Raw genomic sequence first — 25,541 nt, 5'->3', positions numbered from 1 at the left:
TGCTGAGAGGGATGCTCATATGATTCTCAATGATGAACAAAAAATGGTTCAGGAAATGATGCGGAATTATTCGCAGAATAAACTTAAATCCACTGCTGCTGAACGTGATAAAACTGCAAAATTTCCTCATCAAGAACTCAAAGAATTAGGTGAACTGGGTGCATTAGGCATGACCGTATCTGATCAATGGGGTGGCGCAGGTTTGGACTATATTTCCTTGGTGACGGCAATTGAAGAAATTGCCGCAGGAGATGGTGCAATTTCAACCATTGTCAGCGTACAAAATTCTTTGCCTTGTGGAATAATCCAAAAATATGGGACAGACCAACAAAAACAAGACTACTTAATACCATTGGCAACAGGTCAATGGCTTGGCTGTTTCTGTTTAACCGAACCACAGGCGGGTTCAGACGCAGGTGCTTTGCTATGTAAAGCAGAACGTGATGGCGATTCATGGGTAATTAATGGAACCAAACAATTCATTACGTCTGGAAAGCACGCACAAGTGGCGATTGTATTTGCAGTTACGGATAAATCCGCAGCGAAGAAAGGGATTTCTTGTTTTATCGTTCCAACCAATACAGAAGGTTATATCCTTTCTCGGATTGAAGACAAAATGGGGCAACATTGCTCAGATACTGCAACAATTGTTTTTGAGAATTGTCGGATTCCTGCTGAGAACATATTAGGAAATGAGGGGGAAGGATATAAAATCGCCTTGTCGAATTTAGAGTCAGGTCGCATTGGTATTGCCGCTCAATGTGTGGGAATGGCACGAGCAGCATTGGAAGCTGCGGTTGAATATGCCAATCAGCGTAAAGCTTTTGGAGTAGAGTTGGTACAACATCAGGCTGTAGCATTTCGCTTAGCCGATATGGCCACTCAAATCGAAGCAGCACGGCAGTTGATTTACCATGCCGCAACTTTAAAAGATACAGGTTTACCTTGTCTAAAAGAAGCATCAATGGCGAAGTTATTTGCATCTGAAATTGCTGAAAAAGTCTGTTCAGATGCGATACAAATTCATGGTGGTTATGGTTATGTCGCTGATTTTCCGGTTGAGCGAATCTATCGAGATGTTCGAGTCAGCCAGATTTATGAAGGCGCTTCCGATATTCAACGTTTAGTTATCGCAAGAGCGGTGATTCATTAAGTTCAATTGTAGATTAGCGCATCAAAATTCTATCTCAAGACCAGCTTCGCACTGGTCTTTTTTTAAAGCCTTCCACCATGACAGGAAAAACAGATGTTCAAAAACCGCAATACAATTGAGGTATTTGGAAATTGTGTGTGAATTCTAATCATGATTATCTATAAGCATAGAAACACATGTTGAATGATTCAACATTTTAAAGAAAAGCTAGAAAGCAAAATATGGAACCGCACATCGAGATGATTTGTGCTGAAAATACAAGGATATTGCCATGAAAACATTGGAACAAGCCTATCAAGAATTCGATTATGAAAAACTAATCAATGAGCAACTGGTTGGCAACCCACAGTCAATCAATGCCTATATCGAGTGCTGCGAGCGTTTTGTTGGTTTAAATAAAGTGGCTTTGATCTGGGAAGGCAAAAACGGTGAGTCTTCACAATGGACCTTTGAACAACTGGCACAAGCAGCAGGAAAATTAGCCAATTATTTACAATCGCTCGGTTTAAAAACAGGCGATTGTATTGCTGGTTTGTTACCACGTACTCCAGAATTATTGATCACCATATTGGCAACATGGCGTATTGGAGCAATTTATCAGCCCTTATTTACCGCTTTTGAATCAAAAGCGATTGAGCATCGTGTAGCAACGGCCAATACCCAACTGATCATCACCAACATTGAACAACGTCCCAAACTAAACGGGATTGAACTTCCGCATATTCTGACCGTTCATCCACAAGATTTTGCCACAACAAAGCATGCAGATTTTTGGCAAGAACTAGAAAGTCAATCAGCTGAATGTGCACCCGTCATGATGAGTTTTGCAGATAATTTTTTAATGATGTTTACCTCTGGAACAACAGGTTTGGCAAAATCTGTTCCAGTGCCATTAAAAGCAATTTTGGCCTTTAAAGAATATATGCGTCACGCTGTTGATTTACGTGAAGATGATTCATTTTGGAACCTCGCGGATCCAGGTTGGGCATATGGTCTATACTATGGTATAGCGGGCCCATTGGGATTGGGACACAGTATCATCATGGATGAACGAGCATTTAGTGTCGACCATGCTTTGGAAATTATTCAAAAATACCAAGTCAGTAATCTTACAGGTTCACCTACAGCATTTCGTATGTTCTTTGGTTTTAAAGAAAAATTTAATACTTCGATCAAAGATCATTTACGTGCCGTTAGTAGTGCTGGTGAACCTTTAACTCCTGAAGTAATTCATTGGTTTAATCATGACTTAAATGTCAATATTTATGACCAATATGGGCAAACAGAATTAGGTATGGTAATAGGTAACCATCATGCTTTAACACATGCAATAAAAGTCGGCTCAGCAGGTTTTGCTAATCCTGGTCATCGTTTTGCAGTGTTAAATCAAGACAACCAAGAAGTTGAACGAGGTGAGATTGGAACGCTAGCAATTGACTTCTCTCAATCGCCACTCACATGGTTTAAAGGTTATGGTGGGAATAATCGTAAATCCTTTGTTGGTCATTATTACTTAACTGGAGATACGGTCCGTTTGAATGAATTAGGTGGGGTGGATTTTATTGGTCGTGCAGACGATGTCATTACAACTTCAGGTTATCGTGTTGGGCCATTTGATGTTGAAAGTACACTTTTGGAATGTGTCGAAGTTTTAGAATCTGCAGTCATTGGCAAACCTGATCCAGAAAGAACAGAGATCGTAAAAGCTTTTATTGTGCTCAAGCCTCAATTCAAGGGTTGTCAGCAATTGAATGCTAAATTACAAGAATATGTACGTTCACGATTATCTAAGCATTCTTATCCACGAGAAATTGAGTTCGTTGAAAGCTTACCTAAAACATCTAGTGGCAAAATTCAACGTAATTTATTGAAGCAGCAAGAAGTAGCTAAATTACAGCAAATACAATTGCTGGCTTAATATATTTTAAAGTTCCATGCTTTGCACCCGAAAGGGTGCTTTTTTTTATGATCAGCATGAGATCTCGTATTTCTAAGGTTCTTATAACAATTTTAGTCCACTTTGCCAGTAGTATATTTTGTCTAAACTATAAATGGATCAAATAGAATGATTTAAATTCACGATATTGTCATTAATAAAAATTAATCTGCTTTAAATTTCAACAAACGTTAAAAATTATGCAAAATTTAAAACTACATACACTTTGTTTAAGCCTTGCACTATTGGGCTGTTCATTTCCAAGCTATGCACAATTGATGTTTAGCCAATACATTGATGGTACAGTAAATAGAAAAGGCTTAGAAATTTATAATCCAGATGGCAGCACTGTAAATCTTGCAGATTATCAAATTGAACAATATACCAATGGGGCAACGAGTAAAACAGCAACTTACACCTTAGAGGGAAATTTAGCCAGTAAAGCAAAATTTATTATAGGTCGTACCGAATTACAGGCTGAACTTGGCACTAAAGTGAATCAGGTTGCTGGTTTGTCATTTAATGGTGATGATGCCTTGGTCCTTGTTTATAAAGGTACACCTGTAGACCGCTTTGGACGGATTGGGGAGAAACCAGCAAGTGGCGGCTGGGGAACAACAATCACCAGCTATCAAAATAGCCTAAGTAGAATAAAAAATAAAAATGATGTCAGCGCTGTAGATCCAAATAGTGCCTTTGATTTGGACAGTGAGTGGAGCAAATGGTCAGATCGTAATGCATTCAGTAGCTATTTAGGTACTGGTACAACGACACCGCCAATCACTGCAATCAGTTGTAGTACTGCTGATACTGCAATTGCAGATTTACAATCTGCGGCACAAAACCAACAATATGTGGTTCGAGGTGTAATTACTGCGGATTATCGCTATCAAAATGGTTTTTCAGGTTTTTATATTCAAACTCCTGACAGTAAAGCTAAAGCAAATTTAAGCAATGCGATTTTTGTCTATCTCCCTGCTGCAAGCACAATCACTGGCGGTAAAGTGGGTGAAGAAGTGATTCTGAAAGGGCGTTTAACCAATTATGAAAATCAATTGCAAATTGATCAACTGAGCAGCAATATTCAAACTTGTAATAATCAAGCCGCAAGTTTGGTGAGTTCTACTCCGATTCAACTGCCATTTTCAAGTTTAACCGATGCTACAGGCAATGCACCTAAGCGCTATCAAGGCATGTTGGTGAAAATTCCTCAAACCCTAACGGTTAGCGAGAATTATGATTATGGTCGATATGGTCAATTGTCTTTAAGTTTGGGACGCTTATATATCCCAACCAATTTATATCCTGCGAAATCCAATGAAGCGGTTGCTTTAGCAAAACAAAATTTACTGTCTAAGATTATCTTGGATGATGGTTATAATAATCAAAACAGAACACCATGGTTGCCACAAACATTTAATGCGGCAAACACTTTACGTACAGGCTATCAGCTTAAAAATGTTGAAGGGATTTTGGAATACCGTTTCAATGCTTGGCGTATTCAACCGATTCAAAACAAAGCTTTGCCTGAGGTTGTCAAAGACAGTAATCTGCGGAATTCAACCGTCTTGGCAAAAGAGACTAAACAGGTTCGTGTTGCCGCATTTAACGTCTTAAATTATGACAATTCTCCGCTGATTGGTGTTAAACCAGATCGTGGTGCAAACACCGAGACAGAATTTAATCGTCAACATGCCAAAATAGTCAGTGCGATTAAAACCATTGATGCAGATGTTTATGGCTTAATGGAAATTGCCAACAATGGCTATGGAGAAAAAAGTGCTGTAAATTACTTAACTAGAGCTCTGGGTGCTGATTGGAAATATGTCATCCCACCAAATATGGATAAGTTGGGTACTGATGTGATTGCAGTTGCGATTATTTATAATAGCAAACGTGTAAAACCTGTTGGTAATCCTGTGGTATATGATGATTTTACACAAAAAAACCGTGTCACAATGGCACAAAGCTTCCAAGCGGTATTAGGTGGGAAAACATTTACTGTTGTACCAAATCACTTAAAGTCTAAAGGGAGTTGTCCTGATGATAAAAACTCACCAGAAGCAAACCAAGGTGATGGTCAAGGCTGTTGGAATCCGACGCGTGTCACTGCAGTACAAAAGTTGATTCAGTGGATTGCAACCAACCCAACCAAAGCTGAAAAGCCAAATTATTTATTGATTGGTGATATGAACAGTTATGCCAAAGAAGATCCAATCTTGGCATTTGAAAAAGCCAACTATAAAATATTGCTAAATGATGAAAAAGTAGGGCAAGGTAAATCTGCATATAGCTATGTCTTTGGTGTGGCCAGTGATGCAACTGGGAATGGTGGTGCGGGTAATTTAGATCACGCCATTGCAGATGCAAACTTATACCCAATGGTTAAACGTACTTTTGCATGGCATATCAATGCTGATGAACCAACAGCATTAGACTACAATGAAGAATATAAGACTGAAGAACAAATTTCCGCTTTCTATGCGCCAGATGCTTTCCGTTCTTCTGATCACGATCCGGTTATTGTTGATTTAGATTTAAATGAATCAAGTGGTGCTACAGGCGGGCATAAGAGTAGTGGGGGTAGTACGGGACTGTGGTCTTTGTTTGGACTGATGTTACTTACTGCGACATCAGTATTTGCGCGTTCTAGAAAGAAATCCTAATACGCAGATATCCTTTTAAGAGAAACTAGTGGTCTAGTTTCTCTTTTTTTATGCTTTTATAAAACTCAAAATGTATAACATAACAGTTTGTATAATATAGTAATTTTCATCAACTGATTTAAGATGGAATCTCTTCATAGATGAAGTGAATGATATTGGTAGAAATACTATTTCATTCATCTAAATCATTCAGTTTTATCTTTCAACGGTACCATGGCTCGGATCACGGTAAAACCATGCTGAGAATGGATTTCAAAACTACCTCCAATTCTTTTTACCCGCACTTGCATACTCTGTAAACCCACATGCAAGCCAGCTTGAACTTGATCTACTTCAAAGCCAATACCATTGTCTTGAATCGTTAAAACGAGCTGTTGTCGCTCGTCTTCAACCAACGAAACTTCGACATCAGTTGCATGGCTATGTTTTACAATATTGGTTAAGGCTTCTTCTGCGACACGAGAAAAGGTTAAACAAACCAATGCAAGAGGTTTATGTTTCCATTTTTCTGCAAAAATCCAAGTTGATTCAATTTCCATTTCTTCGAAAATTTGTATAAAACGATGACGCAATGGCGCAACCCACATCACTGGGCTTTCTGGTATTTTTGCTCCAGCACTGCTTCCTGAGTCAATCACTTGGCGTAAGTCATTTCTTAACAATTTAAACATAGAGATCACTTGCTGTTTTTCAATATGTTCACTGTGATCCAATATAATCATCGAGCGAACAATTGAACCACCCAGTCCATCATGTAATTCATGGGACAAGTTTAGACGCTCTTGCAACCGCATATTATCAATTTCGAGTTGGTACTTTTTATCTAAAGATTGTTCTAAATCAAACGTGACTTTTTCAATAGTTTCTTCAAGCGTCTGATTAAATTTTTCAATACGTCCAACATTCTGTGAAATACGATAAGCCAAGATAAACGAGATTGCTAAGCTGGTAATTGGTGCGGCCAATGGCGTCCAATAGACCGTCTGATCCAGATGATGGATCATGCTATAAAAATCATGAACAATAATAAGTAAATAGATGAGGAAAATAAATGCAAGCAGGAGAATGTCCATCTTTCTACGTTTAAAAGCAATCCACTGAAAAAACAAGCAATTAAAAATAAATACCATGCCAGAATAGAAAAAGACAGAGGACAAGCTACGTTCTAAATAATTGATTGGTGTCAACAGCAATGCCACAATCGCGATTGTAGAGGTCAATAAAAGTAAACGTTCTAAATACGGATAATGGCGATTGGCAAAACGCCAAGCAAATAAACAGAGGCAATAGGTATATCCAACTAAAAATACCAGATTTAAACGTGCTGTTAAGATACTGTCGGTAAAAGGAATAGGAATGGTCGAAATAATATTATAGGCAAACAATACCCATAAAAATGAAGTTAAACCAAACCAGCCAAAGGCTTTTTCTTGGCGTCGAAATAGCCAAATGGTAAAACCTGTAGTTCCCACCACAAACGTAATAATAATATTGATAAAAAATAAAGTTCGCCGTTCAAAAACCAACTGATCCTGTTGATTGGCGATATCTTCGGCTTGACCAAATTTAATTTTTCCTAGACCTGAATGTTGTGATGCAACCCCCACAACACGGACTAAAATTTCATTTTGATGGTTTTGAATAGATGTCGCAGGGAGTACCCAATACCTTGGCATATTCCAACTTCTAGACAATGGCTCTACTAAGGATTTGTCTTTCCATAACAGTTCATTATTGCTATAGACAGCTCCTGCAATATTGATTCGTTCAATCAATAAAGCGACAGGTTGATTTTCCTGATCACACTGATATTGCCATTTGATTTTATACCAAGCAGAGCCTGTGTAGTTTTTCCAGCGCGTTTCCCAGTCATCGGGTAGTTTGACTACTTCCCATCCCCGCTGGGGAACTTGTTCCAGATTTGGAAGCGCTTTGACAACTTGTATACTTTGGATTTGAAAATAGCAGACTGCATCTGTTGCATTGGGCTGAGCTGTTAAGAGAGCACCAGCAAAAGCAAAATGTTGTGTCAAACTTAGGATAAGACCGAAAAGCCCGATTAACTTTAGAATTAGTCGAGTAATCCTAAGTTGCGTGCTGTATCGATGGCTTTGGCTCTGTTGCATACCGCAAGTTTCCGATAAATATGTTTAATATGAGATTCAACGGTATAACGGGATAAATTGAGTTGATCTGCAATTTCCTTATTGCTTAAGCCTTGAGAAACTAGTTCTAAAATTCCCAATTCTCTTTTGGATAATACACTGTCCTGATCCATTACCTTCTGAATGGGCGATGTTTTATTTGAATTATTTTTCTCATTAAAATGTAGTTGTTTTAAAATTTTTTGGGCAATAAATGGATCAATAGGGGCCCCACCACGTAAAACACTTTTAATCGAAAGAGAAACTTCCAAGTCATCTCTTTCTTTCAAAACATAGCCTGTTGCACCTGCACTTAATGCATTGAGAATGGCATCTTCAGTGCTCCAAGCTGAGATCACTAAAATCATGATGGTTGGATCATAGTTTTTTAAAATTTCAATAAACTCAATTCCATTTCCATCAGGCAAGCCTAAATCAACCAATGCAAATGAAGCTGAATGTATACTGAGTTGTTCTTTGGCTTGAGCTAAACTTTGGGCAAAACGTAAATCTGAAATTGAGTATCCAAGATTAATTAATATGTCAGTCAGTCTTTTTTGTATAAGAGGCTCGTCTTCTACGATGATAACTGGAACAGGTAAACTTAACTCATTGTTCATGATGTAAAAAACTCGCCCATGTCTATTGGACTTAGTTTTTCAGATATTGATGACTTTATCTATACCTGATAATAGGTATTTTTAGTATTTAATAAGGGTCTGTTGATATTTCATAAATGGCTTGCGTTGTAGGTTAAAATTGAGCATGAGACGTATACGTCGTAAAGCATGAAGAGAATAGCGAGACTATTTTCAAGTTTCATAATGAAGGCTGAGATAATTTTAACCACAACCCTGAGCAAGAACAAAGCACTGCTTTGTTTGCAGCGCAAGGCGCAGCGGGGACTAGCGTGTTTTTTGCCTCTACGTCGTTACCTTGCGAAACGATGTTTCTCATCATTTAGAATGACTAAATTTCGTATTTCGCGCCTAGTATCATCTAAAAATATTCGTAGTCGCAAACATAGACGAATTGTCAACAGACCCAAAGTGATTAGAAATGAATATTCAGTTTATTACAATCGAGTTTTAACGCGCTAAATGAGTATCAAATGATGTCTAAAGTCAATTTATTGAGATCAAGTTAACTTTTTGAGATAAGGTTATTGAGACTGGTTAAGTAAATATTCAAATTTTAGTAGATAAAAATCACAATTTAAAAGCAAAATATCGGTTATATTCGATAAATAATGGATTATTTTTATAATGGATGTCGTTTACGATGATTAAATTCCTTAGAAATTTGGCAGTGATACAATGTATTGCGATTACCATTTTGGCTATTGTTCTTTACTTGTATTAAACACTTAGCATCACTGCCTTAAGAAAAATAAAGATGTTTATTTTACCGCGCTAAATTGATCAACTAAGCTTCGACTTGCTTCATTCATCCCTATAATTTCAACCTGAATGTTATTTTGCAGAAACTTGTTCTGTGCCTGATTGAGCATACTGACAGAGGTAATATCCCATATATGGGCATGAGTTAAATCGATAATGACATGATCAATAGATTCATTAAAATCGAAAAACTGAAAGAATTTGTCTGAACTGCTAAAGAAAATTTGCCCAAAAATTTGATATTTACGGGTCGTGCTGTTCAATAGATGAGACTGGACACGCACTGCATTTTCTAATTTATTGACTAAGAAAAGTGCAGATAAAAGTACACCAACCAATACACCTAAAGCTAAATTATGCGTCATTAGTACAATGACCACCACCGCAAGCATCACGCTATTGCTTTGTTTGGGATGTTTTGAAAAGTTTTTGACTGAATCCCAGTTGAATGTAGTAAAAGCCACCATAATCATAATTGCCACAAGTGCAGCCATTGGAATATAAGACAGCCATTCTTTCAAAAAGACCACTAAACACAGTAAAAAAACACCAGCAATCAAGGTCGATAGGCGAGTTCGTGCGCCAGAAGATACATTGATAATTGATTGCCCAATCATGGCACAACCTGCCATCCCTCCCATAAATCCACTGACCATATTGGCGATGCCTTGACCACGACATTCTTTATGACGATCACCTTCAGTTTGCGTCACTTCATTAACAATTGTAGTTGTCATCATGGTTTCGAGTAAACCCACGGTGGCTAAAGTGATGGCATAAGGAAAAATAATTTTTAAGGTATCCACGTTAAGTGGAATGTCTGGAATCAGAAATAGTGGTAAAGTGTCTGGAAATTTTCCTAAATCACTAACTGTACGCATATCCGCACCCAAAAATAAGGCAACTAAACTTAGTACAATAATGCACACTAAGGGTGAGGGAATGAGTTGACCGATTTTGGGAATATAGGGAAAAAGATAAACCAACCCTAAGCCAAAGGCGACAAATAGATAAGCCGTCAGATCCATACGTTGTAATTCAGGAATCTGTGCCACAAAGATGAGAATGGCCAATGCATTAACAAAACCATAGACGACAGACTGTGAAACAAAACGCATCAGCTTTGCAACTTTGAAATAGCCAGCAAGAATCTGAATAATTCCAGTCAAAATTGTGGTGGCAAATAAATACTGTAAACCGTGATCTTTGACGAGGGTAACCATGAGCAATGCCATCGCGCCTGTGGCTGCGGAAATCATTGCAGTACGTCCACCGAAGAAAGCAATGCTCACTGCAATACAAAATGATGCATACAGACCAACTTGTGGATCTACACCTGCTATTGCAGAAAAAGCAATTGATTCAGGAATAAGTGCTAAGCCCACGACCATTCCAGCAAGTACATCTGTACGAATATTGGAAAACCATTCCGCTTTTTTTAGACTAATCACTACAAACCTTTCATCATTCTTTAAAGATGCGTATGTTAAAACATCTCTTAGTGAAAAAGCAGTTAACTTTGACTTGAAAAAGTCTTCATTTTGTTGAATATTCAAGTTATAGCTGATTTTATAAATTTATGCTTTTTGCAATTTTATGTTTTACGACTTGAAATTGTGATCTGAGCCATTTACAACTTAAACAGTCATATAACAAGGATTAGATATGAAATTATATTATTCACCAGGTGCATGTTCTTTAGCGGCCCATATTTTACTCAACGAAATTAATGTTGATTTTGATCTAGAACGTGTTGATTTAAAAACGCATAAAACAGAAAAGGGCGCAGATTATTACGAAATCAATCCAAAAGGCTATGTACCCGCATTAGAAATCAATCCAGGGTTACTTTTAACTGAAAATGTTGCAGTACTGCCTTTTATTGCACAACACGATCCTAAACAAGATTTGATCCCACCATCAGGTTTGGGACGTGCTAAAGTTTTAGAATGGTTGGGTTATTTAAACTCAGAGTTGCATGATGAATATGCTGTCTTCTTTGATCCAGCAATCACTGAAGATGAAAAAGTACGTGGCTATGCAACCATAGATAAGATGTTGAAATATATAGATGACTATCTTGCCGAGTCTGAATACGATTATTTGGTTAATGACCGCTTTGGTCCTGCTGATGCGTACTTGTTTGTACTGACAAATTGGTCGAATTCAATTCATCATGATCTAACTCCATTTACCAATATTGTGGCATTACGTAATAAAGTTGCTGAACGTCAATCTGTACAGATTGCAATGCGTGATGAAGGTTTAATTCCTTAAGTATAGTGGAATAGAGCTACAAAGCACCTACGGGTGCTTTTTTATTGAATTGATTAAAGTGAAATGGGCAGAAGTAGAAAGAATTAGATATTTATTGTTGATTTTTAGTCAATAATGTTTTGTTTATTTTTACGTTTTTTGCAATAAAAATAAGCTCTATAGTTGCGCCATAAATCAAACGTATTGGCAAAACATAGGTAAACAATGAGTAATATCTTAATCGTAAATGGTGCAAAACAGTTTGCACATTCAAAGGGTGAATTAAACGATACTCTGACTGACTTGGGTAAAGCAGTACTTACCGATTTGGGGCATAGTGTAAAGGTGACACGTACTGATGCAAATTACGATGCTCAAGAAGAAGTGGAGAAATATCTCTGGGCTGATGTAGTGATCTATCAAATGCCAGGTTGGTGGATGGGTGCACCTTGGACCATGAAAAAATATATTGATGATGTTTTTACCACTGGTCATGGCCGTTTATATGCCAATGATGGTCGTAGCCGTTCTAATACTGCCAAGAAATATGGTTCAGGTGGTTTAATTCAGGGGAAAAAATATATGTTGTCATTAACTTGGAATGCACCCTTACAAGCGTTTGATGATCCTGAGCAATTTTTCCATGGTGCTGGTGTAGATGGTGTTTATTTACCTTTTCATAAAGCCAATCAATTTTTAGGGATGGAAAGCTTAGAAACATTTATTGTCAATGATGTGATTAAAGCACCGCAAATTGCGCAATATGAACAAGCATATCGCCAGCATTTGCAGCAGCTTTTTGCTTAAATTAATTGGTATTTTGAATATCTCATTTAAAAATTTAAGGAGTTTAAAATGTTGACCATTGTGGCTGAAATCCGCGCATATCCAAATGGATTACACAAAGATAAAATTATCCAAGCATTTAAGAAAATCACCCCAACAGTATTACAAGAGCAAGGTTGTCATGGCTATCAGTTATTGGTTGACGCTGATGTTGATGTAAGTTATCAAATCAAGGATTGTGATTTGATTGTGATGCTTGAAAAGTGGGAAAGTATTGAGCTTCTCAATGCACACTTGCAAACTGAGCATATGCAAGCTTATCAACTTGAAGTAAAAGAGCATGTTGCTGATGTTAAAATCCGTATTTTAAACAATGGATTTTAAAATTTATACATTGCTGGATAGATTAAAAATATATAAATCAAAATGTCGAGCTTGATTATTGAATCTAATACTTAAAGTCAACCCAGCCGAGTTGGAGCGAAGTAGTTTAGTTTACTTTTGTGGGGGAGTGTTGGCCTTATTACTTTTGTATGGAAGATACAGAGTATCTTCCATACATTCTTCCCCAGCTTTATGAATCGTTGGTAGATGTGAAAAGTGTTCTATTCAAATTCACCGTAGTCTTTAAAATTAATCTGCTCAAGTTTAAGTGAATAACTGTTCTTTAATTTAGACCAAGAAACTTGCTTAGCTTGATCCTGATTTTCAAACGCACTACCTCCCGTAGTATTTTTAATTTTACCTGTTAGAAAATTGATACTTTTCGCACTGGTTTCACCAGAAGCGCGATGGAAGTAATCTGTATCGTAACCAATTAGTTTAAAAGACTGGTTTTGATAACGAAAAGTAAAAGCGTTGTTATAGACAGACCATGAACCGCAACTGAGCCAATAATGTAAATTAATTTTAACTAATCCATTTTTGATGTTGAGTGGATCGCTTTCACCTAAAGGGTCAGTAAGACAGGGTGATTCTTGATCTCCCTCAGTAGGAAGCAAGGAATTACTTGCAATAAGACGATAGCCTTGAGGGCCTTTAAATAAAATTAATAACTTTCGATTGTTTAAATTCAGCTGAGGATTACCTAATCCCTCATTTGTCACAATATTTTTTGGATCTGTATCTTCAATAATTAAAGCAAGATCCGCTTGTTGATCACCATTTAAATCACCTTGTGCTTTACTCAGTACTTTCCAGTTTTTGGGGACAAATGATTGATAGTCAGCTTTGGTATTGGTGTCTGCCCAAACCAAAGCTGAGCATATTGTTAATGTACAAAATAAAAGTAACCCAGTTTTGTTTTTCATTATTTTTCTCCAATAAATTTAACGCTAAAGTTATGAATAAATTCTTCACTATCCCAAGGGATATTTTCCAAAGTATAGCCTGTCGAAGTTCTCAGTGTTTTCCAAACAATTTTGGCTGGCGTTTCAACTTGTGCAAAGATATTTGGAGTTGTGGTTACTTTGGCTTTGTTGCTTAGAAAGTTAAGGCTGGTTTCTTTTAGTTTGCCACTAATTTTATCTAAATCATAAACATCAAATCCAATGAGGTGGAATTGATTGTTCTTCAGTTTAAACCCATAGGTATACATCAAGCCATATGTATTGCTACAAGATGACATGGTATTGAATAACACATCTAAGCGTTGATTTTCTATCGTCAACGTAGAATCATCTAAAGCATCTTCGATACAGAGTTCTTCTGAACGATAGGTCCAGTTAGAAATTTGCCGACTTAGCTTGAGTTGTAATTGTTGATCTTTTCGAAACAGCACTAATAGCTTTCGATTGTGCTGGTTTTTATTTTTGGGTTGAATGATGATAGCAATATCCTGTCTACCATCCTGATTCAAATCACCCTCTGCTTGAGCAAGAATTTCCCAATTATTTGGAATAAATTTTTGTAATGAGTTGGAAGGTTGATTTGCAAAACTTAGCGATGAATAAGCGATCAGGAGAAGGGTGGTATTTATTATTTTAGTCATGATCTCTCTCAATGAATGTATCAAGATATTTTGAGCCTAAAAGTACTTCGGAAAATCCTTTTAGGCAATTCAAACTATTATTTAAAGAAATAACCTGTTTCAGGTGAGCTTGCATTTGCCATACGTTTACGTGGCATACGACCCGCCAAATACGCTTCACGTCCAGCTTCAACCGCTTTCTTCATTGCTGATGCCATTAAAACTGGATGCTGTGCAGCGGCAATCGCGGTATTCATGAGTACACCATCACAACCTAGTTCCATTGCAATTGCGGCATCGCTCGCAGTACCTACACCAGCATCAACCAAAACTGGCACTTTGGCATTTTCTTTAATAATTGAAATAGTATGTGGATTTAAAATGCCTAGACCAGAACCAATCAAGCTACCTAAAGGCATAATCGCAACACAACCCATGCTTTCGAGTTCTTGGGCGACAATAGGGTCATCTGATGTATACACCATCACTTCGAAGCCATCTTCAATCAATGTGCGAGCAGCATCAAGTGTTGCTGTTATATTGGGATAAAGGGTTTTCTCATCACCTAATACTTCCAATTTGACCAAGTTATGACCATCTAAAAGTTCACGTGCAAGCATACAAGTACGTACTGCGCTATTGGCATCAAAACAACCGGCTGTGTTTGGTAAAATGGTATATTTTTCAGGAGGAAGTATCGACAGTAAGTTGGGTTGATCTGGATTCTGCCCAATATTTACTCGGCGAATCGCAACAGTCACAATTTCAGCGCCACTGGCTTGAATTGCTAAATCAGTTTCTTGCATGTCTTTGTATTTACCCGTACCAACAAGAAGGCGTGATTGAAAAGTACGAGAACCGATAATAAGAGGGGAGTTTTCAGTAGGAAAATCTAGCATGGGAGAGCTCCAAATTAGCCGCCACCGACAGCGTGAATGATTTCAATACGGTCTTTTTCAGTAATAGGGGTAAGTTCAAGTTTACTTTTTGAAATGATCATTTCATTCATTTCTACGGCAAAGCGTTTACCTTCGAGTGAAAGTTCCTGAACCAGTTGTAAAAGATTTTGGCAAGCGGTTTCTTGAGGCTCACCATTTAAGAAAATTTGCATATACATTCCATTCGATTGCGCAAATTGTGAGGTCTAAAATCAAAATAAATTTATTTAGCGTATTTCAATGCGTTCCATGCAAGAACTAGCCAACCTGCAATCATGAGTGCTCCACCAATGGGTGTAATTGCACCTAAACCTCGTGGTAAACCTAGTGCCATGACATAAAGCGAACCGCAGAAAAATAAAATACCGATTTGGATGAGTAAGAAGCTAGCTTTGATTGGAAGTTGTGGAATGACTTTACCGAGAATCGCCAATGCCAATAGACCTAGTGCATGGTAGAAAAAATAATCGGTTGCTGTTTGCCACCATACCAACTGAGCTTCAGTTGCATGAGCTTTTAAACCATGTGCGCCAAATGCACCTAAGATTACTGCAAGCGCTAAATTCAGTGCTGAAATTGCAATCCACATAAGCCAGTCATCTGCATTAATTTGCGCATAACATTAACACAATTTCAAAGCGGGATTAAAGGCAAAATCTATTAAGAATAAAGATTTGACAAAAATATCTGGCAAAATAAAAGGGCATGTCGCCCTTTTATTGAAAATTTAAATTTTATCTTGTATGTAGACAGTTTTGAAGATTTAGTTGGATGACATGGCAACTTTAATTTTGTCCATAGCATTTTTTTCTAACTGACGAATACGTTCAGCAGATACATTGTACTCTGCAGCCAGTTCATGCAAGGTCGATTTATCATCATCTAACCAACGGCGCTGTAAGATGTTGCGTGAGCGATCATCTAACTGTTCCATGGCATTATGCAAAGCTGATGTACTTTGTTCTTCGTAATCTTCTTCTTCGACTAAACGGGCAGGATCATAGCGGTTATCTTCAAGATAAAGTGCTGGTGCAACATGGGTTGAGCCTTCGTCATCGTCATCGCCTTGAGCTTCAAATGCAGCATCATAAGCAGTTAAACGACCTTCCATTTCCAAGACTTGTTCAGGTGTTACATTTAAGTCGTTGGCAATCGATTTTGCTTCTTCAAGTGTGAGTTTTTTACTCGATTTTTTTAGGCTACGTAAATTAAAAAACAATTTACGTTGCGCTTTGGTGGTCGCAATTTTGACAATACGCCAATTGCGAATCACATATTCATGAATTTCAGCCTTAATCCAGTGCACAGCAAAAGACACCAAACGTACACCCATATTCGGGTCAAAGCGTTTGACTGCTTTCATTAAACCGAGATTACCTTCTTGAATTAAATCACCTTGTGGCAAACCATAGCCCGCATAACTGCGCGCAATATGCACCACAAAACGTAAGTGAGACATCACTAACATTTTCGCAGCATCTAAATCTTGATCGTAAAAATAGCGATCAGCTAACTCTTTTTCTTGTTCAGCTGTCAAGATTGGAATCTGATTTACGGTGCTGATATAAGCACCTAAGTTAACACCTGGTGCAGATAAGGACAGGGGCATCAACTGATTGCTGCTGTCACTCATGGGTTCTCCTTATAGGAATTTCGTTGTATAGCTAATGTATTCATCTTAATTCGAATATTGTACATAAGTAAGGAAATTTGGGTATCGAAATGTAAAAATATATGCAAATTTGCAAAAAATAATTTGAATCGAAAATAATTAAGATTCAATTAAGTAATGAAATTCATGCTCTGATCGTTTAGTCAATTGGCAAGTTATCTTATTGATCTCGCAATAACGAGTAATGTCAATTTCGCTGTGCGGATCAGAGGACATTAAGAGAAATATTTGATTAGGCAATGCTCTTTTTAGTTCACGTTTTAACATTAATAGAGGCATTGGGCAGGGTTTGCCCATACAATTTATTTCAATAGTTGTCTGACCTAAAGTTTCATTCATTTTTTGGCAAGGTAACAATAGGGTGATGGAACGCATATTTTACCAAGTTTATTGAAACACCCCAACAAAAATTGGAAAATTCTTCAACAAATAAAAAATAATCGTGAAGCTGTTTAAAAAACACGCTTGATATCGAAAATAATTATCAAAAAAAATTCTATTAATTGTCATAAACCCATGTTAAGCTCGTTGCGTATTTAGGATTTATCAGAAACAATTCTTGTTTTGAAACCCTATTACAAGATGGATGTAACCGGGATTTTGTTAATAGTTTTACAGAATGATTACAAGCTTTGAAATTAGAAAATATTTTAAAACTTTGTTTGCTCTGCTGTTTGCAACACCGGGTGGTCTCTTTTTCTTAATAACTGAGGATTAACTTATGACAGCTCGTGAACAAGGCGTAGTTAAATGGTTCAACGACACTAAAGGCTTCGGCTTTATCCAACGCGCAGGCGGTGATGACGTATTCGTTCATTTCCGTGCTATCCAAGGTGACGGTCATCGTTCACTTCGTGACGGTCAACGCGTTGAATTCAGTGTTGTGCAAGGTCAAAAAGGTTTTCAAGCTGAAGAAGTTCAGCCTTTAGACTAATCTTAAATTTTTAAAATTTAAGTGGCGCTCCAATTTCTTATAAATTGGGGCGTTTTTTGTTTATAATGGGCGCAATTAAAAGTGTCTACAGTTAGAGCTCGTATTTATGTCATCAGGTTTCGAAACCCTTAATTTACATCCGCAACTTAAACAAGCGATTGATGCTTTAGGGTTTAAAGAAATGACCCCAATTCAGCAAAAAGTATTGAAATATACTTTAGCAGGTCATGATGCAATTGGTCGTGCTCAAACCGGCACAGGTAAAACAGCAGCATTTTTAGTCAGTATTATTAATGATTTGCTCACAAACCCAATTCAAGAACAACGTTTCCGGGGCGAGCCACGTGCATTGATTCTTGCGCCAACACGTGAACTGGCAATTCAAATTGAAAATGACGCAAAAGATTTGGTCAAATATACCAATCTAAATGTCGTGACTTTGGTTGGTGGTGTAGATTTTGATAAACAAAGAAAGCAATTGGATCAAGGTTTTGTCGATATTTTAGTAGCAACCCCGGGTCGTTTAATCGATTTCACCGAACAAAAAGAAGTTTGGTTAGATCAAATTGAATTTTTAGTGATTGATGAAGCTGACCGTTTATTAGATATGGGCTTTATTCCATCAGTTAAACGGATTGTGCGTTTTTCTCCACGTAAAGAACAGCGTCAAACGTTAATGTTCTCGGCAACATTTAGCTATGATGTTCTCAATCTTGCACAACAATGGTTATGTGAGCCAGTTACAGTAGAAATTGAGCCTGAAAAGAAAACCAATGCTGATGTGGAACAACGTGTATATGTGGTCGAAAAGAAAGATAAATATCGATTATTACGTGAAATTTTGGCAGATGAACCCATTGAAAAAGTGATGATCTTTGCCAATCGGCGTGATCAAGTTCGTAAACTTTATGACCATTTAAAAGCTGATGGTTATAAGGTGGTGATGCTATCTGGTGAAATAGCGCAAGATAAACGTTTGAAAATGTTGGATCAATTTAAAAATGGTCAACATAATATTATGATCGCAACAGATGTTGCGGGTCGTGGTATCCATGTTGATGGCGTATCTCATGTGGTGAATTTCACTTTACCTGAACAGTCAGATGATTATGTACATCGTATTGGGCGTACAGGTCGTGCAGGTACGCAGGGTGTGAGTATTAGTTTCTTATCTGAAGATGATGCATTTAATTTACCGACTATTGAGAAAGCGATTGGACAAAAATTGCCTTTAACTCGACTAGAAGGTTATTGCTAGGTTTTTTGTTTCTTTATCGGATTGTGCGTAAAAAACCCACTTATTTAAAGTGGGTTTTTTAATGGCTATTTTTAATTTAGAAGACTAAACGGATTAACTTGCTTTACAGCTAAAGGTCAGAGTTGTTTGATAGTCAGTATCTTTTTCAATACCGTAATTTTTGCCCATCACTGAACCTAATACGCCTGCTGCTGCAGTGATCATTTTTCCAGTTTGTTCATCGACTACACCTTTTAAGCTGCCATGGTATTCAGTTTTTTCATCAACCAAGACGGGCGCACCTTTTTTACCGCAAGCCTTGTTTGCTGCAGTAATGGCATTGTTTTTTGCCGTAATTTGATCTTTACCTAAGCCAGTAACTTCATACTGGTTATCTGCTTTTTGAATCGCTAAAGTTTGTGTTGGATTTGATGCACATGCTGTGAAGAGTAATGCTGAACTAGCAAGTAAAGTGATCGTTGTTAATTTATTCATATTGATTCTCAAATTCCTGTACTAAAAATTAAAAAGATAGTGCTTTTAAATTAGTTATAATTTGAGCATAGAATGTGGGCTAAATATTGAGAAACATGTATAAATTTTGCAGTTTTTTTTGAGTTTATTGATGATTTGGCTTTATTTTTAAAGCCACAGGGTATTGAAGGCATTTTTTTTTGTGAGCAATCATGATCATTGATAACCTAACAATAAGTTGTATGCATTATTGACAGATGCTAAGTAAATTTTGTTGGAGATAGCTTAATGATTTTAGATTATGCTAATCTTGAAACAAGTGAAATTAACTAGATAATAGATAGGTCAATGTCAGATTTAAATTTCAAAGCAGTACATGACAATATTCATCAACGTCAATCAGTCGGTCATTTGGTTGAACCAGCACCTTCACACGAACAACTGAATATTGCATTTAAAGCCGCTTTAACAGCACCCGATCATCATCGTTTAAAGCCAACACAATTTATTGTAGTGGATGTTGAACAACGTGAAGCATTTGGCGCATTACTGGCACAATCTATTGCTGACTTAGGTGAATTAGATCCAGCCCAAGTTGAACGAGTAAAACTTCATCCTTTTAGAGCACCTATTTTAGTACTTGCTGTGACTAAATTCCAAGACCACCCTAAAGTGCCTTTTTTTGAACAAACGCTGAGTTCAGGGGCAGCAATTGAAAACTTTTTATTGTCGATGCAGGCACAAGGTTTCGCAACAATGTGGCGGAGTGGGGCTGTTGTTGAATCTAAATTATTAAAATCAGCATTGGGTTTAGCTGAGCGAGATTTAATTTCAGGCATTATTTATGTTGGCACAGCGGCAAAAGCGATTGCCTCGCGTGCAGAGGTTGAAACAACACAATATGTTCATTTTTGGCAAGCTTGAGTCAAAAAAATATTGATATTTTCAGATTGAAAAAATCATTGGGTTATTAGGATAAGCATTTTAGGATAACAATAAATGTCGGATTTACAATTTAAAGATTTAGTTGAACCTATTGTTTTGGGTCAGAAAACAGCATTACGAGTGACTGTACTGGGTGGCGGTAGTTTTGGTACTGCAATGGCAAATACAGCAGTACGTAATGGTTGCGACACCATGATTTGGATTCGTGATGAAAGTATAGCTGCCGAAATTAATGCAACCCATGTAAATAAACGCTATTTACCTGATTTTCAATTGGAGACGGGCTTACGTGCTGAGTCAAATCTAGAAGATGCAGTGCGTGATCGCGATATTATTCTGGTCGCAATTCCAAGTCATTCTTTTCGTGATGTTTTACGTCAAATTAAACCTTTTATCAGTGCGCAAGCCGTTGTTTCATTAACCAAAGGGATTGAAGCAAAAACCTTTAGTTTTATGAGTGACATCATTCGTGAGGAGCTTCCTGAAGTTCCTTATGGTGTTCTTTCAGGGCCAAATTTAGCCAAAGAAATTGTTGCAGGACAACCTGCGGGTACAGTGATTGCCAGTGATAGTGAGTTAGTACGTTATGCCGTACAACAAGCACTGCATAGTGCCTTGTTTCGAGTATTTGGCAGTGACGATGTGCATGGTGTCGAATTGGGGGGGGCACTTAAAAATATTTATGCTGTTGCAATGGGAATGGCGGCAGCTTATAAAGTCGGTGAAAATACCAAGAGTATGATTTTAACCCGTGCCTTGGCTGAAATGAGCCGCTTTGCAGTTAAGTTGGGTGCAAATCCTTTAACCTTCTTAGGCTTGTCTGGTGTTGGTGATCTTTTTGCGACCTGTAATAGCCCGTTGAGCCGAAATTATCAAGTTGGTTTTGCCTTGGGTTCTGGAAAGACACTGGAACAAGCAACATCTGAACTGGGTCAAACCGCTGAAGGGATCAATACCATTGTACAAGTCAATGCACGTGCAAAGGAGTTGGATGTCTATATGCCAATTACAACTGCGTTGTATGAGGTTATTTTTGACGGTGCACCACCACTCAATATTGCTGTTTCTTTAATGAAGAATGGGCATCGTAGTGATGTAGAGTTTGTCCTTCCACATAACGAAGTTTAATGGCATGTTGTTAGGACAATATTTCAAGCTTTAGAGATGGATTTGTAACAAAGCCTCGTTATAATCAGTGCAATATTTAAAAGGAAATCTTATGCAACTGACTTTGGTGCGTCATGGTGAAGCAGCTCCACCCGTCAATGGGGTGGACAGTAAACGACCTTTAACACAACGCGGGCATTTACAAGCAGAACAAACGGCTAATTTTTTAAAACAAAACGTACAGCCTGATGTATTTGTTGTAAGTACTTTATTGAGAGCACAAGAAACATTGGCGCACATACAGACTTACTTCCCAGATGTATCAGTATTAGTCTGTGATAAAATAAAGCCAGATGATGATGCAAAATTAGCAATCGAGTGGTTGTCACAATTGCCATTTGAACGTATTGTTGTGGTATGTCATATGAATGTTGTTGCACATATTGCTGAACAGTTGACACATGAACATTTTAATCCTTTTGCCTTGGCAGAGGCTCGTATCTATGAGCAAACTGTGATTGCAAATGGTCTATCTACACAAGATAAAGCCTTTATTCCAACTGTATAAAAGCATTGTTAAAAGAACTTAACGGCAGAAAACGATAAATGTTGTACTTATGGATGCCTGAAGCCAATGGGGTTTGGCAGTGGTCTCGAGGAAGTGATTGGACTAAATCTTCGACCCTAGAACAATTAATACAAGATATTAAACTTTACCAAGGTGAAGAAGCTGTGGTTTTCTTCCCCAGTCGTGAAGTGCAAATTCTTCAACAGAAATTTAGTAAAACTCAATATAAACAATTGGGTGTAGATGGTGTCAAATATTTATTAGAAGAATATGTGATTTTGCCGATTGATCAGATGAAAGTGTTTTCATACTTTCAACAACCGGATCAGGTTTCAATATTGGGGATTCATCAATATGCTGTCACAACAATGCAGCATTCCTTGTCATTGATTCCGTTAAAAATCGTATCTTTATTACCTGACTTTTTGATGCTGCCCGCACCAGAAGCTGGACAGACGATTTTGGCCAATATCAATGGGCAATTATTGGTTCGAGAAGGTGAGTTTCTTGGTAATTCGATTGATGATATCAGTGTATATTTAGATTTTGCTGATCGAGAAAAAAATTATCTATATAGTGGATTGACAGATGAGCAAGCGGTCAGCTTATTTGCCATTGCTACAGCGGATCAACGTGAGCCTTTTGATTATCAATTTAGTGAAATCAAAAAAACTAAACAACATCCTTATAATGTATTGCCAAAAGCCAAGCAAGCCAATCAAGGTGTTTCTCGTTATTGGCAAGCCTGTGCAGTATTGGTGGTTGTGTTGATCATTGCGCAATTGAGTTATGATGCTTTGCGTTGGATTAAACTAAAGAAAGTTGCGGATCAAACTGCTTTAATTGCAGTGGATCAGTACAAAAAGTGGTTTCCAAATGAGCAACGGATTACAGAAGAGTCTGTAGAGCGTCAGTTTAAAAATAAATTAGCACTTAGTCAGAGTGCCAATACGCAAGCTTTACAATTACTCAGCCGTGTTGGGCCTATTCTGATGCAACATCAGATCATTGCCAGTCGTGTGAATTATGATACAGCTGTGTTAAATATGGATCTGGTGGCGAAAAATGCTGAAGGCTTACAGACCTTGGTAACGCAACTGAATCAACAGGGCTTTAAAGCGGAATTAGGTAATGTTCAGACGCAAGGTGCATCTGTCGTTGGTTTGGTGAAGATACAATAATGAAAACAATGGAAAATGTGCAAAATCGACTGGATATATGGTCTGAGAAAATCGCAGATAATTTAGAAAAAATATCACCACGTGAACGTGTCATGGTTATTTTCACTACGATTTTTGTCATTGTGGCAATTGTGGGTGCGGCATTGTGGTACACCCATAAAGCTGCCGAAAAACAGCAAGCACGTTTAAATCAGATGAAAGATCTTGTGGTTTGGATGCAAAGTAATGTGGTGACTATGAAGCCTGCAGATGACTTGGCTTTAACCACCGCAGATAAAATTCAACGTGTAGCACAACAACAAGGGCTTTCGGTTGCCTCGCAGCAAGTGGGTGAGCAATTTCAGATTATTGCACAACATCAAAACTATGCCGTTTTAGCAAACTTTTTAACCCAAATTGCCCAAATGGGTGTAAGTTTGGAAAAGATGGAGTTAGCCAAAGAAGGTGGGCAGATTAAATTAACAGCGACGGTACAGTAGTAGCGAAAATAAACACAGTTCAAGCATAGCCTTTTCAACATACTGTGCCTATAATATGGCAACTTAAAAAGCAGTAGACTTTTGTAGCTATGATGTATTCACTTGCTCGCCCTTTGTTGTTTTCTTTAGCACCAGAGCGTGCACATGAACTCACATTATCCATGCTTAAATCTGCCCATAGAATGGGGGCGATTCGTCAAACTGTTGCTGCCAAACCAGTCACTTGCATGGGAATTGAGTTTCCAAATCCAGTTGGCCTAGCAGCAGGACTAGATAAAAATGGCGCTTATATCGATGCCTTAGCGGGTTTAGGATTTGGTTTTATTGAAATTGGAACCATTACGCCTAAACCACAAGAGGGCAATCCCAAGCCACGCCTTTTCCGTATTCCCCAAGCCAAAGCAATTATTAACCGTATGGGGTTTAATAATGATGGTGTGGATCAATTGGTTGAGAATGTTAAAGCCGCAAAATTTAAAGGCATTCTTGGTATCAATATTGGTAAAAATGCCACAACACCAGTTGAAGATGCAGTTTCTGATTATTTAGTTTGTCTTGAAAAAGTTTATAACTACGCATCTTATATTACTGTTAATATCTCATCTCCAAACACCAAGAATTTACGTTCTTTACAAAGTGGCCATGCCCTCACTGAACTTTTGGAAACACTGAAAAAACGTCAGTTAGAGTTGGCAGAAGAATTGCAACACTATGTTCCTTTAGTGTTGAAAGTTGCACCAGATCTAGAAGCTTCAGATATTGAATTTATTGCATCACAATTGTTGCAGTTTAAAATTGATGGATTGATTGTGACCAATACAACATTATCCCGTGAGGGGGTTGAAGGTTTACCATTTGGTGATGAAGCGGGTGGTTTATCCGGTGCGCCAGTATTTGAAAAGAGCACGGCATGTTTGGCGGCTTTTTCAAAAATTTTGCAGGGGAAAATTCCTTTAATCGGTGTTGGTGGAATTTTATCTGGTGAACAAGCTGTTGCAAAACAACAAGCCGGCGCAAGCTTAGTCCAAATTTATAGTGGTATGATCTATACAGGTCCTATACTCATTAAAGACTGTGTTGACGCTATGATTTAAAATATGAATACCTTAGACATTATTATTCTGATTCTATTGCTCATTGGAGGGCTAAACGGTTTGCGACAAGGATTCGTGAAAGCCTTTGCGAACTTGATAGGATGGATATTTGCACTGATTGTCGGTGCCAAATATGCCAATATCATCGCACCTTCAATGTCTGCACTCAGTCAGGATCCTGTGGTGCAGAAGATTGCTGCATTTGCTTTTATTGTCTTGGTCATTATTGTTTTAACATGGATTGTCACTGCTTTACTTAATCAGATTTTAAAAACTTTAAAACTCGGTCCATTAAATCGTTTAGCTGGAAGTGCTTTGGGTGCCTTGAAAGGTTTGTTCATCGTCCTCATTACTATGCAAGGTTTAGGGCCGTGGGTTGAAAGTTCTCCAACTTGGAAACAATCCAAATTCATTCAGACGCTTTTACCATTTGCACCTTTGGCATCTGAAATCTCTAAAGATGCTGCAAATGAAGCATTACATCATATACATTCAGAAGATCGTTCCGATGATGCTTCTGTAACGAAGACTGATCGATCATCGGATATTCAAAACGATGAAAAATCAGCACATTCGACAAAGAATCCGTTTTATTAGTCCTA

At 37.7% G+C, this 25,541-nt stretch carries 26 protein-coding genes; 15 read left to right on the top strand and 11 right to left on the bottom strand.

Annotated features, from left to right (window positions below):
- Window positions 1-19: 19 nt before the first annotated feature.
- The 3 genes from AC4CUY_RS12515 (at window position 20) to AC4CUY_RS12505 (ending at window position 5,755) form a co-directional block, all read left to right on the top strand.
- A complete protein-coding gene (locus AC4CUY_RS12515) occupies window positions 20-1,153 on the top strand; it encodes an acyl-CoA dehydrogenase family protein (RefSeq protein ID WP_490774200.1) in 1,134 nt (377 codons plus the stop codon).
- 271 nt (window positions 1,154-1,424) lie between these two features.
- Window positions 1,425-3,071 (top strand): AMP-binding protein, encoded by a 1,647-nt coding sequence (locus AC4CUY_RS12510; protein ID WP_490774199.1) that lies wholly within the window; start codon window positions 1,425-1,427, stop codon window positions 3,069-3,071.
- Between the two features lie 218 nt (window positions 3,072-3,289).
- The gene (locus AC4CUY_RS12505) at window positions 3,290-5,755 is read left to right on the top strand and encodes an ExeM/NucH family extracellular endonuclease (RefSeq protein ID WP_490774198.1); all 2,466 of its coding nucleotides are present in this window, start codon (window positions 3,290-3,292) and stop codon (window positions 5,753-5,755) included.
- A 185-nt stretch (window positions 5,756-5,940) separates the two neighbouring features.
- Here the strand turns inward: AC4CUY_RS12505 and AC4CUY_RS12500 are convergent, their stop codons facing one another.
- The 3 genes from AC4CUY_RS12500 to AC4CUY_RS12490 all read right to left on the bottom strand — a co-directional run bounded on the left by AC4CUY_RS12500 (window position 5,941) and on the right by AC4CUY_RS12490 (window position 10,750).
- Window positions 5,941-7,881, bottom strand: coding sequence for a sensor histidine kinase (locus AC4CUY_RS12500; RefSeq protein WP_490774197.1), 1,941 nt, complete (start codon window positions 7,879-7,881; stop codon window positions 5,941-5,943).
- On the bottom strand, window positions 7,827-8,519 hold the full coding sequence (locus AC4CUY_RS12495; RefSeq protein WP_336954270.1) for a LuxR C-terminal-related transcriptional regulator: 693 nt from the start codon (window positions 8,517-8,519) through the stop codon (window positions 7,827-7,829). Before AC4CUY_RS12495 ends, AC4CUY_RS12500 begins: the two co-directional genes overlap by 55 nt.
- 779 nt (window positions 8,520-9,298) lie before the next feature.
- Window positions 9,299-10,750 (bottom strand): SulP family inorganic anion transporter, encoded by a 1,452-nt coding sequence (locus tag AC4CUY_RS12490; RefSeq protein WP_419327780.1) that lies wholly within the window; start codon window positions 10,748-10,750, stop codon window positions 9,299-9,301.
- Between the two features lie 214 nt (window positions 10,751-10,964).
- On the opposite strand from AC4CUY_RS12490, the gene AC4CUY_RS12485 reads away from it, so the two are divergent.
- The 3 genes from AC4CUY_RS12485 (at window position 10,965) to AC4CUY_RS12475 (ending at window position 12,725) form a co-directional block, all read left to right on the top strand.
- Entirely contained in the window at window positions 10,965-11,576 is a 612-nt protein-coding gene (locus tag AC4CUY_RS12485) for a glutathione binding-like protein (protein ID WP_004719407.1), read from the top strand.
- A gap of 204 nt (window positions 11,577-11,780) precedes the next feature.
- Window positions 11,781-12,362 (top strand): NAD(P)H-dependent oxidoreductase, encoded by a 582-nt coding sequence (locus tag AC4CUY_RS12480; RefSeq protein WP_336954267.1) that lies wholly within the window; start codon window positions 11,781-11,783, stop codon window positions 12,360-12,362.
- 48 nt (window positions 12,363-12,410) lie between these two features.
- On the top strand, window positions 12,411-12,725 hold the full coding sequence (locus AC4CUY_RS12475) for a putative quinol monooxygenase (RefSeq protein WP_419820284.1): 315 nt from the start codon (window positions 12,411-12,413) through the stop codon (window positions 12,723-12,725).
- A 221-nt stretch (window positions 12,726-12,946) separates the two neighbouring features.
- Here the strand turns inward: AC4CUY_RS12475 and AC4CUY_RS12470 are convergent, their stop codons facing one another.
- The 7 genes from AC4CUY_RS12470 to AC4CUY_RS12440 form a co-directional block, all read right to left on the bottom strand.
- On the bottom strand, window positions 12,947-13,651 hold the full coding sequence (locus tag AC4CUY_RS12470) for a hypothetical protein (RefSeq protein ID WP_490774196.1): 705 nt from the start codon (window positions 13,649-13,651) through the stop codon (window positions 12,947-12,949).
- Window positions 13,651-14,331, bottom strand: coding sequence for a hypothetical protein (locus AC4CUY_RS12465; protein WP_336954264.1), 681 nt, complete (start codon window positions 14,329-14,331; stop codon window positions 13,651-13,653). Before AC4CUY_RS12465 ends, AC4CUY_RS12470 begins: the two co-directional genes overlap by 1 nt.
- A 77-nt stretch (window positions 14,332-14,408) precedes the next feature.
- The gene (locus AC4CUY_RS12460; protein ID WP_336954263.1) at window positions 14,409-15,209 is read right to left on the bottom strand and encodes a thiazole synthase; all 801 of its coding nucleotides are present in this window, start codon (window positions 15,207-15,209) and stop codon (window positions 14,409-14,411) included.
- Between the two features lie 14 nt (window positions 15,210-15,223).
- Window positions 15,224-15,421: a sulfur carrier protein ThiS gene (thiS, locus tag AC4CUY_RS12455; RefSeq protein WP_336954262.1), complete on the bottom strand. Its 198-nt coding sequence runs from the start codon at window positions 15,419-15,421 to the stop codon at window positions 15,224-15,226.
- 50 nt (window positions 15,422-15,471) lie between these two features.
- A complete protein-coding gene (locus tag AC4CUY_RS12450) occupies window positions 15,472-15,837 on the bottom strand; it encodes a DUF423 domain-containing protein (protein WP_336954261.1) in 366 nt (121 codons plus the stop codon).
- Window positions 15,838-16,011: 174 nt separating this feature from the next.
- Window positions 16,012-16,881: an RNA polymerase sigma factor RpoH gene (gene rpoH / locus AC4CUY_RS12445; RefSeq protein WP_336954260.1), complete on the bottom strand. Its 870-nt coding sequence runs from the start codon at window positions 16,879-16,881 to the stop codon at window positions 16,012-16,014.
- Window positions 16,882-17,019: 138 nt separating this feature from the next.
- Window positions 17,020-17,259, bottom strand: a complete 240-nt coding sequence (locus AC4CUY_RS12440; RefSeq protein WP_336954291.1) for a sulfurtransferase TusA family protein — start codon at window positions 17,257-17,259, stop codon at window positions 17,020-17,022.
- A gap of 382 nt (window positions 17,260-17,641) precedes the next feature.
- On the opposite strand from AC4CUY_RS12440, the gene AC4CUY_RS12435 reads away from it, so the two are divergent.
- Both AC4CUY_RS12435 and rhlB read left to right on the top strand, forming a co-directional pair.
- On the top strand, window positions 17,642-17,854 hold the full coding sequence (locus AC4CUY_RS12435) for a cold-shock protein (RefSeq protein WP_004822370.1): 213 nt from the start codon (window positions 17,642-17,644) through the stop codon (window positions 17,852-17,854).
- 106 nt (window positions 17,855-17,960) lie between these two features.
- Window positions 17,961-19,112, top strand: coding sequence for an ATP-dependent RNA helicase RhlB (gene rhlB / locus AC4CUY_RS12430; protein ID WP_336954259.1), 1,152 nt, complete (start codon window positions 17,961-17,963; stop codon window positions 19,110-19,112).
- Between the two features lie 93 nt (window positions 19,113-19,205).
- Here rhlB and AC4CUY_RS12425 read toward each other — a convergent pair whose 3' ends face one another.
- Window positions 19,206-19,586 (bottom strand): hypothetical protein, encoded by a 381-nt coding sequence (locus tag AC4CUY_RS12425; protein ID WP_004719430.1) that lies wholly within the window; start codon window positions 19,584-19,586, stop codon window positions 19,206-19,208.
- A 327-nt stretch (window positions 19,587-19,913) separates the two neighbouring features.
- Between AC4CUY_RS12425 and AC4CUY_RS12420 the strand changes: the two genes are divergently transcribed.
- The 7 genes from AC4CUY_RS12420 (at window position 19,914) to AC4CUY_RS12390 (ending at window position 25,536) form a co-directional block, all read left to right on the top strand.
- Window positions 19,914-20,489 carry a nitroreductase family protein gene (locus AC4CUY_RS12420; protein ID WP_336954258.1) on the top strand — a complete coding sequence of 192 codons (576 nt, stop codon included), beginning with the start codon at window positions 19,914-19,916 and terminating at the stop codon, window positions 20,487-20,489.
- Window positions 20,490-20,564: 75 nt separating this feature from the next.
- Entirely contained in the window at window positions 20,565-21,638 is a 1,074-nt protein-coding gene (locus AC4CUY_RS12415) for an NAD(P)H-dependent glycerol-3-phosphate dehydrogenase (RefSeq protein WP_336954256.1), read from the top strand.
- Between the two features lie 91 nt (window positions 21,639-21,729).
- Entirely contained in the window at window positions 21,730-22,185 is a 456-nt protein-coding gene (locus AC4CUY_RS12410) for a SixA phosphatase family protein (RefSeq protein WP_336954255.1), read from the top strand.
- Window positions 22,186-22,223: 38 nt separating this feature from the next.
- The gene (gene gspL, locus AC4CUY_RS12405; protein WP_336954254.1) at window positions 22,224-23,366 is read left to right on the top strand and encodes a type II secretion system protein GspL; all 1,143 of its coding nucleotides are present in this window, start codon (window positions 22,224-22,226) and stop codon (window positions 23,364-23,366) included.
- Complete coding sequence (locus AC4CUY_RS12400) at window positions 23,366-23,845, top strand: type II secretion system protein M (RefSeq protein WP_419820286.1); 480 nt, start codon at window positions 23,366-23,368, stop codon at window positions 23,843-23,845. Before gspL ends, AC4CUY_RS12400 begins: the two co-directional genes overlap by 1 nt.
- 89 nt (window positions 23,846-23,934) lie before the next feature.
- Entirely contained in the window at window positions 23,935-24,939 is a 1,005-nt protein-coding gene (locus AC4CUY_RS12395) for a quinone-dependent dihydroorotate dehydrogenase (RefSeq protein WP_336954251.1), read from the top strand.
- A gap of 3 nt (window positions 24,940-24,942) precedes the next feature.
- Complete coding sequence (locus AC4CUY_RS12390) at window positions 24,943-25,536, top strand: CvpA family protein (RefSeq protein WP_336954249.1); 594 nt, start codon at window positions 24,943-24,945, stop codon at window positions 25,534-25,536.
- Window positions 25,537-25,541 lie beyond the last annotated feature (5 nt).

The sequence above is a fragment of the Acinetobacter sp. 778_lipA genome (assembly GCF_058242985.1).
The sequence above is the reverse complement of the archived record's forward strand: the minus strand, read 5'-3'. Positions and strand labels throughout refer to the sequence as shown.